Origin of the sequence: Kineosphaera limosa NBRC 100340, from assembly GCF_000298215.1 — a bacterium.
GTDB lineage: Bacteria > Actinomycetota > Actinomycetes > Actinomycetales > Dermatophilaceae > Kineosphaera > Kineosphaera limosa.
Window position 1 is genome coordinate 1 of the sequence record NZ_BAHD01000031.1, and the last position, 12,477, is coordinate 12,477.

At 70.5% G+C, this 12,477-nt stretch carries 11 protein-coding genes; 7 read left to right on the forward strand and 4 right to left on the reverse strand.

Annotation, left to right across the window (positions count from 1 at the left end):
• Positions 1 to 743 (reverse strand): serine dehydratase beta chain (locus KILIM_RS10060; RefSeq protein WP_006592561.1); only part of this gene is annotated, 743 nt, incomplete at its 3' end.
• A 249-nt stretch (positions 744 to 992) separates the two neighbouring features.
• The gene (locus KILIM_RS10065) at positions 993 to 1,907 is read right to left on the reverse strand and encodes a LysR family transcriptional regulator (RefSeq protein ID WP_006592562.1); all 915 of its coding nucleotides are present in this window, start codon (positions 1,905 to 1,907) and stop codon (positions 993 to 995) included.
• Between the two features lie 176 nt (positions 1,908 to 2,083).
• On the opposite strand from KILIM_RS10065, the gene KILIM_RS10070 reads away from it, so the two are divergent.
• Positions 2,084 to 3,004, forward strand: coding sequence for a Cof-type HAD-IIB family hydrolase (locus tag KILIM_RS10070; protein ID WP_006592563.1), 921 nt, complete (start codon positions 2,084 to 2,086; stop codon positions 3,002 to 3,004).
• 39 nt (positions 3,005 to 3,043) lie between these two features.
• Here KILIM_RS10070 and KILIM_RS10075 read toward each other — a convergent pair whose 3' ends face one another.
• Positions 3,044 to 3,700 (reverse strand): response regulator, encoded by a 657-nt coding sequence (locus KILIM_RS10075; protein ID WP_040562917.1) that lies wholly within the window; start codon positions 3,698 to 3,700, stop codon positions 3,044 to 3,046.
• Entirely contained in the window at positions 3,697 to 5,502 is a 1,806-nt protein-coding gene (locus KILIM_RS10080; RefSeq protein WP_169330754.1) for a sensor histidine kinase, read from the reverse strand. Before KILIM_RS10080 ends, KILIM_RS10075 begins: the two co-directional genes overlap by 4 nt.
• A 188-nt stretch (positions 5,503 to 5,690) precedes the next feature.
• Between KILIM_RS10080 and citC the strand changes: the two genes are divergently transcribed.
• The 6 genes from citC (at position 5,691) to KILIM_RS10110 (ending at position 12,433) form a co-directional block, all read left to right on the forward strand.
• On the forward strand, positions 5,691 to 6,845 hold the full coding sequence (gene citC / locus KILIM_RS10085; RefSeq protein WP_006592566.1) for a [citrate (pro-3S)-lyase] ligase: 1,155 nt from the start codon (positions 5,691 to 5,693) through the stop codon (positions 6,843 to 6,845).
• Positions 6,836 to 7,180 carry a citrate lyase acyl carrier protein gene (gene citD, locus KILIM_RS10090; protein ID WP_006592567.1) on the forward strand — a complete coding sequence of 115 codons (345 nt, stop codon included), beginning with the start codon at positions 6,836 to 6,838 and terminating at the stop codon, positions 7,178 to 7,180. Before citC ends, citD begins: the two co-directional genes overlap by 10 nt.
• Positions 7,177 to 8,112, forward strand: a complete 936-nt coding sequence (locus KILIM_RS10095; protein WP_006592568.1) for an aldolase/citrate lyase family protein — start codon at positions 7,177 to 7,179, stop codon at positions 8,110 to 8,112. Before citD ends, KILIM_RS10095 begins: the two co-directional genes overlap by 4 nt.
• On the forward strand, positions 8,109 to 9,644 hold the full coding sequence (gene citF, locus KILIM_RS10100) for a citrate lyase subunit alpha (RefSeq protein WP_006592569.1): 1,536 nt from the start codon (positions 8,109 to 8,111) through the stop codon (positions 9,642 to 9,644). Before KILIM_RS10095 ends, citF begins: the two co-directional genes overlap by 4 nt.
• Positions 9,644 to 11,002 carry a citrate lyase holo-[acyl-carrier protein] synthase gene (citX, locus tag KILIM_RS10105; RefSeq protein WP_006592570.1) on the forward strand — a complete coding sequence of 453 codons (1,359 nt, stop codon included), beginning with the start codon at positions 9,644 to 9,646 and terminating at the stop codon, positions 11,000 to 11,002. Before citF ends, citX begins: the two co-directional genes overlap by 1 nt.
• Before the next feature lie 66 nt (positions 11,003 to 11,068).
• Positions 11,069 to 12,433, forward strand: a complete 1,365-nt coding sequence (locus KILIM_RS10110) for a CitMHS family transporter (RefSeq protein WP_006592571.1) — start codon at positions 11,069 to 11,071, stop codon at positions 12,431 to 12,433.
• The last annotated feature ends 44 nt before the right edge of the window (positions 12,434 to 12,477 follow it).

The following is a 12,477-nucleotide window of genomic DNA, read 5'->3' on the forward strand; positions in this document are numbered from 1 at the left end:
CGGCGCACCCGCAGACCGCCGGGCAGCTCGCCGGCGTCGCGGTGGCAGCCGCGGTCGACGCAGTCGCGCATGACCGACCAGATGTTCAGCAGCGCGGCGCGGGTCGCGGCGGCCGGGCGCAGGGCGCTCTCGTTGGCGAGCATCACGTCGCTGATCGACAGGTCGTGCCGGGCGCACTGGTCCAGCAGCTGCGCGGCGTTGGCGAACGGATAGGGCAGCTCGACCTCGTCCGTAGCGGCCGCGCCACCGTTCTCCTGGGCGGCCGCGAACTCCTCTTGGGAGAGCACGAAGCCGCCGCCGATCGAGAAGAAGGTGCGCTCGAGCAGCACGTGACCCTCGGCGTCGAAGGCCGCGCACGTCATCCCGTTGGGGTGCCCCTCCAGCCGTCCGCGCAGGTGCAGGACGACGTCGCGGGAGCGCTCGAAGTCGATGGCGCGGGTGCCGAGCAGGGCGATCACGCCCAGGTCGGTCGCCATCGCGACGCGCTCGTCGGCGGTGTCGGTGTCGACGCTCTCGGGAGTGGCACCCATGAGGCCGAGGATCACGGCCTTGTCGCTGGCGTGCCCGCGACCGGTGGCGCCCAGGGAGCCGAGCAGGTCGACCTGCACCCGGGCGACCCGCTCGAGCAGCCCCGCGACCTCGAGCTCGACGACGAACCGTCGGGCGGCCCGCATCGGGCCGACGGTGTGCGAGGACGAGGGGCCGATGCCGACCGAGAACAGGTCGAGGGCGCTGAGCGTCACGAGGAACCTCCGGACGCGACGCGGGGCGTCGCAGGGCAGGCGGCAGCGACGCGTGGGCGCGCGTCATTGCGGCAAGGGAATCGGGATCACGGCACCCCGGTAGACCACTGAATCCGGTGTTTCCACCTGGCTGGCGCCGTGTCTTCAGCGTAGGAGATGCGTTGTGACGGCGTCCATCTCGACAATCTGGAGGCGCTGTTCAGGGTTGGTTAACGATCGCGGAGCCGGCTCGACTAGGGTTCGCCGCCGCTATGGTTCGCCGCCGCCGGAGCGCGCCCGGGAGCGGGTCGCGCGCCGCAACGCGCGCACGACGGCCCGCACCGACGGCGCCTGCACGCTGGACGCTCGCATCGCGACGAGGATCGTGCGCTGCACCGGCGGGTCGACGCGGCGCACCACCAGTTCGGCGGTGGCTGGACCGAGGTTCAGTTCGCTCATGAGCGCCACCCCGTAGCCGGCGCGGACGAGGCCGAACGAGGCGAGCAGGTTGCTGCAGTGCGCCACGACTCTCGGCTCGAACCCGGCCGCGCGGCAGACGGAGAGCACGAACTGCTCGAAGGCGCTGCCGTCGCTGTCGACGATCCACGGCAGCTGCGCGTAGTCACGCAGCTGCACGCTCGGCCCCGTGGCCGGTCGATGCTCCGGTGGCGCACACAGAACGATCTCGTCGCGGGCCAGTTCGACGGTGACGATGCCCTCGCCCTCGATCTCGTGCACGTCGTCGATGACCGCGATGTCGACGCCGCCCCCGCGCAACTGGGCGATGCTCTCCATGGGTTCCATGTCGCGCACGCTGGTGTCCAGTTGCGGATGGTCGCGGCGCAGCGCCATGAGCGCCACGGGGAGCACGACGCTGCAGAAGCTCGGAAAGGTGCTGATGGCGATCGTGCCGCGAACGTCGCTGTGGAACGTGCGCAGGTGCGCCTCCGCCTCCTCCACGGCCTCGGCGATATGGGCGTAATGGCCGACGAGCGCCTGCCCGGCCTCGTTGAGCACGACGTTGCGGCCGCTGCGGACCAGCAGGGGCAGCCCGACCTCCTTCTCCAGGAGGGCGACCTGCTGGCTGACGGCGGAGGTCGTCAAGTGCAGTCGCGCCGCCGCGGCGGTCATCGTGCCTTCGGCGGCCAAGGCGGACAGGATCGCCAGCCTGCGCAGCTCGAGCATCGTCGCCCACCTTTCGAGAGTCGCCTGCGGCGCGCCCCACCTACTCCGGGTGGCGCCGGACCTCCCCGGTCGATCCTGGCATCACCCGCCCGGCACGTCACCCACTCGAGCACCGCTAGCCGCCCACGTCGTGACCGTTCTGTGACCTGGTCGGCGTGGGCTGCCATGCTGGAGGCGTGACCAGGACACCTTCGCTCATCGCCGTGGACATCGACGGAACGCTGCTCTCTTCGACCGGCCGGGTGCTGCCCGGCACGCGGGCCGAGTTCGCCCGCGCGCAGCAGGCGGGCGCGACGATCGCGCTCGTCTCGGGTCGGCCCGTGGCCGGCCTGCGCCGCCTCATGCATCGGTTGCAGCTGGAGGGTGCGGGGTTCGTGCACGTGGGGTCGAACGGCTCCCGCAGCGCGGACGCCCAGACCGGCGAGGTGCTGACCTCACACACGCTGGGGATCGACGTGGTGCACGAGGTCGTGGCGCTGTGCAAGGAACACGGCATCACCGTGATGCTGTGCGACGGCGACGACCTCGTCGTCGATCGCCCGCAGGACCGTCAGGTGGTGTTCGAGGCCGAGGGTAACGACCTGCGGATCCGCGCCGTGCCCGATCTGCGGGCGATCGGCGCGGCTGAGGTGTCGGTCAACAAGGTGCTGATGAACGCCGATCCGACGGTGCTGCGACCCTTCGCGGAGGTCTTCGCCGAGCAGCTGGGCACCCGCGTGGAGCACGCGTTCTCGGCGCCGTTCTACTTCGAGGCGACCCCGGCGGGCATCGACAAGGGGTCGGCGTTGCGTGAGCTCGCCGCCGCCCGCGGCCTCGACGCGGCCGACAGCGTGGCCTTCGGTGACAACTTCAACGACCTGCCGATGCTCGCGGCCGCGGGCCTGGGCGTGGCCATGGCCAACGCCACCGCCGCGGTCCGCGACGCCGCCGACCGCGTCACGGCCTCCAACGACGACGAAGGCATTGCCGCTGTCCTGGCCGACCTCTTCGGCCAGGGCGAACCGGCTCCTGCCGTCCCCGAGCCGCAGGACCAGCAGCCCCTCTACGCCCTCGACCTGCGCGAGATCGGCGGCCTGGTGCACGCCGACGACCGCTGACGGCTGACCGCCCCCAACCAACCCGCAGCAGGGCGCGGGTCAGCGGCTCCAGATGTAGCTGTGCTGAGGGCGGCCGGCGGTGCCGTAACGCAGCAGCAGCTCGACCTCGCCGGCGGCGACGAGGTCGGCCAGGTAGCGGCGCGCGGTGGCGCGGGAGATGCCGATCGCGTCGGCGACGGCCATCACCGTGTGCGGTCGGCCGGAGTCGCGCAGTAGGTCGGCCACGGCGCTGGCGGTGACAGCCGAGCGACCCTTGGCCGGGGCGCCCGGATCGAGCCGGGGGCGCAGCATCCCGAGCTGCGCGTCGATCTCGACCTGGAGCAGGCGGCCCTCGGCGGCCAGGGACTGTCGGAACCGCACGTAGGCAGTGATCCGCTCGGTGAGCACCCGCATCTCGAACGGCTTGACGATATAGCCGATCGCCCCGCGCACCAGCGCGCGCCGCACGGTGTCCGCGTCGTCGGCGGCCGAGACGAGCAGCACCGAGGCGTCGCCGGCCCCGACCAACTCGGTGCCCGAGCCGTCGGGCAGGTATTCGTCAGCAACAACGAGGTCGGATCGCGGGAGCGCCTCGCGGGCCTGCGCAAGCGTCGTGGCTTGGGCGATCACCTCGCAGCCAGGCACCGCCCCCGCGACCGCCGCATGCACTGCGGCCACCCGAAAGTCGTCATCGACGATCAACACCCGCACCCTCATGGCCTCACCTCGCGCGACTCCTGCTCGCGCCGGTCGCGCGCCCCGTCGAGCATCCCGACCAGAAGTGCCTCGAACGCCGCGCCGTGCCCCCTGGCGCCATTCGTCGCCACACCGATCCGGCCCCTTGATGCCCGATCCTCGCCCTTGGACTCCGGCTTTCCCTCGCGTGCGGCCGCACCGGCAGCCGCACCTGCGACGGGGCCGGAGGCTGCGACGAGCCGCACGTCGCCACCGTGATGACGAGCGGTGACCCGCGCCAGAGCGAGCCCAACTCCGTGCGCGCCGCGACCGCCGGGCCCTGTCTCCTCGCCGACCTTGGTCGTCCAGCCGTCGCCGAAGATCGCCTCCTCGCTGCCGGGCCGCACCCCGTCGCCACTGTCGACGACGTGCACGAGCAGATCGGAACCGCCTCTGCCGGCCACCAGGAGAGTCACCTCCACCCACGCGGGGCGGCGCTGCCCGTCTGCCGCGGCGCGGATCGCGTTGTCGAGCAGGTTGCCGACGACGCTGACGCAGTCCAGGGGCCGCTGCACCCGGCCGGGCACCCACGTGTCCTCGTCGATGCGCAGGGTCACGCCGCGTTCGGCCGCGGCGGCGGTCTTGGCGGCGAGCAGCCCGGCGAGGTAGGGGTCGTCGACGTCGCCATCCCACGCCAATGTGCCCGCGAGATCGTCCAGGTAGGTCTGCGCCTCGGTCACGTGATTCAGGTGCAACATGCCGGCGAGCGCGTGCAGCCGGTTGGAATGCTCGTGGGTCTGGGCACGCAGGGCATCTGTCAAAGCCCGGGTGGCCTCGAGTTCGCGACCCAGGTCGTCGAGGTCGGTGCGGTCCCGCAGGACGACCACGCGGCCGAGGTCGTGGCCATCACGCTCGACCGGTAGGGCGCGCACGTCGAACACGCGACCCTTGGCCACGACCAGGCGACCGGCGGGTCTTGCCGGAGCGACCTGCGCCGCGGTCAGCATGTCGACGATCGGGGCGGGCAGCCCCGCCTGCGCAACAGGACGACCGGAGGGCTGTGCCGCGATGCCCAGGTAGCGACGGGCCGCCTCGTTGCAGATCCGCACCACGCCGGCCGCGTCGACCGCGACGACGCCGTCCAACGCCCCGGCGAGCACCGCCGCGTGCTCGCGCAACAAGTCGGCCATCTCCTCCGGCTCCAGGCCGTGGGTGGTGCGGCGCAACCGCCGCCAGAAGAACGCCAAAGCCAGCAGTCCTCCGGCGAGTGCGACGACGGCCACCCCGGCCAGGAACGCCGAAAGACGGCGCTGACCGGCATCGACCACGGCGAGCGGCACCCCGGCCGACACCGCACCGACGATGCGTCCCGAGGCGTCCCGCAGCGGCGTCTTACCTCGAGCCGACCAGCCGAGCGTGCCTTGCTCGATCGCGACCTCGTCGCGGCCGGCCAGCGCCGCCGACATGTCGGTCGATACGTGCTCCCCGATGCTCGCGGGGTCGGGATGGCTGTAGCGAATGCCGGCGGCGTTGGCGACGACGACGTGCATCGCCCCGGTCCGTGCCCGCACCTGCTCCGCCGCGGCCTGCACCGGTCCGCTCGCGCTGGGCGGGCTGCTCTGCACCCACTGCGCGTAGCGCGGATCGGCGGCCACGGCCTGCGCGATGGACAGGGCGCGCTGCTGCGCCTCCTGCTCCACCGATGTGCGGACGATGGCGAGGGCGCCACCGAGGGCGATCGACAGCGCCGCCACGAGCACGATGACCAGCAGCAACACCATCTGCGCGCGCCACGGTAGGTGGCGGCGCGGCGGCCCCCCGACCGCAGCGCCGGAGTCGGACATGGCTGTCACGGTAGTCCGCCAGACCCGCTGAGCACAACGCGCAAAACGCGAGTTACGCACCTTGTCGGCGCAACCAGCGCAAGCATTCCCGCCTGGGCAGCGGCTCCCTAATGTCATCGATCAAGCAGCCCGGCTCGGGACTCCCCCGGGCCCAGCTTCGGCACCGACGTCAAGAAGGAGGATCGCTGATGCGCGTCGTGAACGGTCTCTCGCCCTGGGATTCGGACGTGTCGCTCGGCACGCTGATCCCCGCCGTCGACCCGGCCGGACTCACGCAGGTCGCAGGCTTGCTCGCCACCCGCGGGCTCGGTCTGGACGCCGATATCGAGGTGTTCGTCACGGCCCACGCGGACGGCCGACTCATCGGCTGCATGGGCCTGGCCGGGGTCGTCGTCAAATGCGCGGCGATCGACGAAGACGCCCAGGGCGCCGGGATCGCCGCCCGCCTCATGGAGCGCCTCAACTACGAGGCGCTCGACCGCGGCCGCGCCAACCTCTTCGTCTTCACCACCCCCTGCAACCGAGCCGTGTTCGAGACGCTGGGCTTTACGACCCTGGCACACACCTCGCGGGCGGTGCTGCTGGAGAACACCCCGTTCGGACTGGCCGACTACCGGCGCGAGTTGCGCCGCCACCGCCGTGCCGCAGATCGGGTCGGAGCGATCGTGCTCAACGCCAACCCGTTCACGCTCGGGCACCGCCACCTCGTGTCCATCGCTGCCGACGCCCTCGACGTGCTGCATGTCTTCGTCGTGGCCGAGGACGCCTCCTTGTTCGGCACCGATGAGCGGCTGCGGCTCGTGCGCGCCGGAGTCGCGGAGCTGGGGCTCGGCGACCGGGTCGTCGTACATCCAGGCAGCCGCTACATCGTCAGCCGCGCGACCTTCCCCGACTACTTCCTCACCCGGGAGAGCGAGCGCGACGACGCCGCCGCCGGCCTGGACCTGCAGTTGTTCCGAACCGCGATCGCCCCAGAGTTGGGCGTCACCGACCGCTTCGTCGGCACCGAGCCGTACTCGGCCGTCACGGCCGCCTACAACGACCAGATGCGCCGGTGGCTGGCCGCGCCGGTGATGCCGACTCCGAGCCCGCTGCAACTGAGGCCACCGAGCCTGGCGTCCACACCGACTCCGGGCCTGCGACGGCAGGCGGACGCCCCGGCGATCACGGTGCACGAGGTCCCCCGACTGGAACTCGACGGCATGCCGATCTCGGCGTCCAGGGTGCGTGACGCGATCGGCGCCGGCGACCTGAACGCGGCCGCCCGCCTCGTCCCAACCCCGACCCTCGAATCCATTCGCACTCTCTTCTTTGCCGACAGTCAGGAGCCGTCATGCGAATAGCCCGCGACGCGCTGGCGGGCACGTTGGAATCCTCCGACGTCCTCGTCCGTGTGCACCCCAGCGACGAACTCGCCATCGAGGTCCGCTCGACCGTTCTCGCCCGTTACGGCGCTGACATCCGCCGCGTCGTCGCCGACCAGCTGGAGAGTCTCGAGGTCACGAGTGGGCAGGTGTTCGTCGACGACAAGGGCGCCTTGGAGTTCGTCATCCGAGCCCGGGTCGAAGGCGCCGTGACCCGCGCCGACCAGGGCGGGGCTGGCATCACCGGCCGCGATGAGGACGCCGTTCCCACCGGAATGACCGGTTCCCTACCCGTCGCCGGGGGCACGCCGTGACGGTCTCCGAGCTCGACTCCCTGCCCACGGTGGACGAGGAGCGCCCGAGCCGCTCGATGTTGTTCGTGCCCGGGTCCAACGCCGCCTGGATCTCCACCGTGCACGTCTACGGCGCCGACTACGTGATGTTCGACCTCGAGGATTCGGTGTCGCTACGGGAGAAGGACACCGCGCGGCTGCTGGTGCGCGAGGCCATCGCGAGCCCCATCTGGCGCGAGCGGTCGGTCGCGGTGCGCATCAACGCGATCGACACCCCGTTCTTCGCCGCCGACCTCGACGCGGTCGTCTCCGCCGGGGTCTCGATCGTCCGGCTGCCGATGGTCCGCGACGCCGAGATGATTCGCGACCTCGACGCAGAACTGACGCGGCTGGAGGAGCACTACGGGATCGAGCCGGGCCGAACGCGGATCCTCGCCGCGGTCGAGTCCGCCTCCGGGGTCGTCAACGCCGTGCAGATCGCCACCGCCTCGCCGCGTATGTGGGGCATCGCGCTGGCCGCCTACGACTACGTGATGGACATGCACACCGTGCACGACGCCGCGGTCGATGAGTCGCAGTTGTTCTATGCACGATGCGCGATCCTGCACGCCGCCCGGGTCGCGAAGATCCACTGCTACGACGTCGTGTTCTCGGAGGTCAACAACATCGAAGGCTTCCTGCGCGAGGTCGCCGTCCTCAAGCGGCTCGGCTTCGACGGCAAGTCGTTGGTCAACCCGCGCCAGATCGAGCCGCTGCACCGGGCGTTGGCGCCCACTGCCGGCGAGGTCGAGCACGCCCACCGGGTCATCGTCGCCGCACAGGAGGCGGACCGGATCGGCCTGGGGGTCGTCTCTCTCGACGGAAAGATGATCGACTCGCCGATCATCGCGGCCGCGCAACGCACCATCCGCCTCGCGCGAGTCTCGGGCGTCGACCCTAAGGCCGCCCGATGATCGCCGCCGCGCCCGTGACCTCAACTGATCGATGGCCTGCCGACGCCCCCGAAGTGCGCGGGCTGCGACCCTTCACCGGCTGGTCCGCGGCCACCCCATACCTGCGCGACGGGACCGCCAAGCGCCGCAAGGTGCTCGCGTCGCTGCGCGAGGCGATCGTGGTCACGGGCCTGACCGACGGAGACACCATCTCCTTCCACCACGCGTTCCGCGAGGGCGACCGCGTCATCCTGCCGGTGCTGGCGGAGATCGAGGCGCTGGGTATCCGCGATTTGACCCTGGCCGCCTCCTCGCTCAACGAATGCCACGAGGGTCTCATCGGGTTCATCGAACGCGGCGTCATCACCCGCATCTACACCTCCGGCATGCGGGGCGCCCTGGCCCGACGGATCAGCCACGGCGGCCTGCTGAGGCACCCGGTGCAGGTACACAGCCACGGCGGTCGGGCCGCGCTCATGGAGTCCGGTGAGCTACGCCCCGCAGTCGCCTTCCTCGGCGTCCCCGCCTGCGACGAGATGGGCAACGCCAACGGCATCAGCGGCACCAGCCGCTGCGGCTCGCTGGGCTACGCCCTCGTCGATGCGCAGTTCGCCCGCAACGTCGTGCTGCTCACCGAACAGATCGTCCCGTTCCCGCACACTCCGGCGGTGATCCGCCAGGACCGCGTCGACTTCGTCGTGCCGGTGCAGACGGTCGGCAACCCCAACCGCATCAACGTCGGCGCGACCCGCACGACCAGAAATCCACGCGATCTGCTCATCGCCCGCCTGGCCACCGACGTGCTGGAACACAGCGGACTCTTCGTCGACGGCTTCTCGGTGCAGACCGGCTCCGGCGGCGCGGCGACCGGAGTGACGAACTTCCTCGGCGAGCGCATGCGTACCGCCGGCGTCACGGCCCGGTGGGCGTTAGGCGGCATCACCTCCGGGCTCGTGGCCCTGCACGAACAGGGTCTCGTCGAGCGCCTGCTCGACGTGCAGAGCTTCGACGGAGTCGCGGCGGCCTCGCTGGAGCAGAACCCGCGACACACCGTGATCTCGGCCGCCGAATACGCCTCACCGCTGGCCAAGGCCGCGTGCGTCGACGAACTCGACATGGTCGTGCTGTCGGCTCTGGAGATCGACCTGGACTTCAACATCAACGTGCTCACCGGTGCCGACGGGATGATGATGGGCGCCTCCGGCGGGCACTGCGACACCGCGGCCGGCGCGCAGCTGGTCGTGGTGGTCGCGCCACTCATCCGCACCCGTATCCCCACGATCGTGCCCCGCGTGACGACCCTGGTGACACCCGGGGAGAACATCGACGTGCTCGTCACCGAGTACGGCATCGCCGTCAATCCGCGCCACCCGCAGCTCGCGGCCCGTCTGGCACAGGCCGGAGTGGGCACGACGACCATCGAGGCGCTGTACGACCGGGCACTACAGATCTGCGGTCGGCCCGCTCCGCTCGTGACGAGCGACGAGATCGTCGGCGTCGTGCGCTACCGCGACGGCAGCGTGATCGATGTCGTGCGAGCGGTGAGCAGCTGATGGCCGCCGTCAGCCCCGCGCGGATTCTGGCCCGTCGCGAGGAACGCCGGGGTGACCAGTTGCGACTGCTCGCTCGGGCGAGCGCAGTTGTCAGCGTCACGATCGTCTCCCCCGGTCCCGACAAGGACGACCGCACGGCGCGCCACGCCTGCACCAGGGCCGTGGCGGCCGTGCAACGCCGGCTGCGCGAGTCGAGGTGGCCGGTGCTCGGTGCCCAGAACGTGCGCGCCGCAACCGGACCGGAGTACCTCGTGGCCGTCGAGGCGCCAGCGGTCGCCCTCAAGGAGGCACTCGTCGACCTTGAGGAGACCCACGCGCTCGGGCGGCTGTGGGACCTGGATGTCGTGACGGGCCCGGATGTCGACGGGTTGCCCGTGATCATCGGACGATCCGCGCTGCACCGGCGGCCGCGCCGCTGCCTGGTCTGCGAGCAGGAGGCCGCCGGGTGCGCGCGATCTGCGCGGCACCCCTTGGCCCAGGTGCTCGCGTCACGGCGGCGACTGGTCGCGGCCGAGTCCCAGTCGCAGACGGACGCCGACCTGGCCGTCCGGGCCCTCATCACCGAGGCGCGCCTGTCGCCCAAGCCGGGCCTCGTCGACTCGTTCTCGACGGGCTCCCACGACGACATGGATCTCGCGTTGCTGGAACGCAGCGCGCGGGCGCTGCGGCCTTGGCTGCGGGCCTGCTGGCTTACCGGTGCGCGGCAACCGGGGTCCGTCGAGCCGCTGGTGCGGATCGGCGTTGCAGCGGAGGCCGACCTCATGGCCGTGACCGGCGGTGTCAATACGCATCGGGGTGCCCTGTTTGCGATGGGCCTGCTCATGGGTGCCCTCGGCGCCGAGCACTCGACACCCTCCTGCGCGGCCTTTGACGGTTGCCGACTAGAACGTCTGCGCGGTCGCGTCGCCGATCTCGCGGCCCCGCTGCTGCAAACCTGGCAGGCGACGGCCAGCGGCAGCGTCTCGCACGGGTCGGCCGCCTTCCGCGCGCTCGGAGTCACCGGAGCCCGTGGCGAAGCCGCCTCCGGATTCGCCACGGCCGCCACGATCGGGCTACCCGCCTACCGGGAGCGCCGACGGAGCACCGGTGACGAGGACGACGCACAGCGTTGGGCGCTCGTCAACCTCATGGCCGAGAACGCCGACACCAACCTCGTGCACCGCGGCGGCGAGCCCGGCCTGCGGTTCGCGCGCACCTGGGCTCGTGAACTGGTCGAGCGCCGACCCGATCCGGCGGCCCTGACCGCCGCGATGTCGGCCGCTGAGGCCCCCTTCGTCGCCCGGCGTCTCAGCCCCGGCGGCAGCGCCGATCTGCTCGCCCTCACCTGGCTGCTCGACCGACTCGCGCCGATCGCCTGAACGACACCGCTTTCCCCCTCCACGCGCCGCACTGCGCATCTGCCATCACCCTTCAAAGGAGAAGCCATGCTGACCGTCTACGGTCTGGCGATCGTCATCATCTTCATGGTGTTGATCATGACGAAACGCACCACCCCCTTCACCGCGCTGGTGCTTTCACCGGTGGTCATCGCGTTGATCGCCGGCTTCGGCCCGATGATCGGCGAATACAGCCTCACCGGTGTCAAGGGCGTCGCGGCGACCGTTTTCATGCTGTTGTTCGCGATCATGTACTTCGGCCTGATGCTCACCGCGGGCCTGTTCGATCCGCTCGTGCGTTTCATTCTGCGCATCGTCAAGGGTGACCCGCTGAAGGTGCTCGTCGGCACCGCCTTGCTCGCCGCGGTGGTCTCGGTCGACGGTGACGGGTCGACGACGACGATGATCGTGTGCTCCGCGATGATCCCGGTTTACCGTCGATTGAAGATGAGGATGATGGATCTCGCGGTCATCATCATCATGGCCAACTCGATCATGAACCTGTTGCCCTGGGGCGGTCCGACCGCCCGCATCATCGCCGCCCTGAAGGTCGACGAGGGTGAGTTGCTGCGCAACATCCTGCCCGGGATGCTCGTCGCCACGGTCTGGGTCGTCATCGTCGCCGTGTTGCGTGGCCTGGCCGAGCGCAAGCGTCTGGGCATCGTCGAAATCACCAGCCAAGAGGTCATGGCGCTGTCGCCGGCCAACGCGATGATCGCCGCATCGGAACACAACGTCGACTCCGCGCAAGCCCACCAGCAGGAATCCGAGAAGCTGAAGCGACCGCACCTGCTGTGGCCGAACCTCATCCTGACGCTGCTCATGATGGTGCTCTTGATCTTCGGCGGCATGGGCTTCGTGCCGAAGCTGCCGTCCGCGATCATCTTCGAGATCGGCTTCGCGATCGCGCTCCTCATGAATTACCGCAAGCTCTCCGAATCCCGCGAGATCATCGAATTGCACGGCGCGAACGCGATGCACGTCATCATCATGGTGCTCGCCGCCGGTGTTTTCATGGGCATTCTCAACGAGTCAGGCATGTCGGAGGCGATCGGCCAGTCAATCGGTACCGTCGTGCCTGCCTCGATGGGCAGCCATTGGGGCTTGGTGACCGCGCTCGCGTCGGTGCCCGGCACGTTCCTCATGTCGAACGACGCGTTCTACCTGGGTGTGCTGCCGATCCTGGCCCAGACGGGCGCCACGTACGGCTTCACGCCGATGCAGATCGCGGTGGCCTCGACGACCGGGCAGGCGTTCCACCTGCTCTCCCCGCTCGTCGGGTTCATCTACCTGTTGCTGCACCTCACCGGCGTCGACATGGGCGCGTGGCAACGCACCGCCGCCAAGTGGAGCCTCGGCACGTTCGCGATCTTCCTCCTGGGCGCCTTCACCATCGGCGGCGTCCCCCTCTGACCCGCGGCCGACCCTGGGGCGCACCGTGCGCCCCAGGGTCGCTG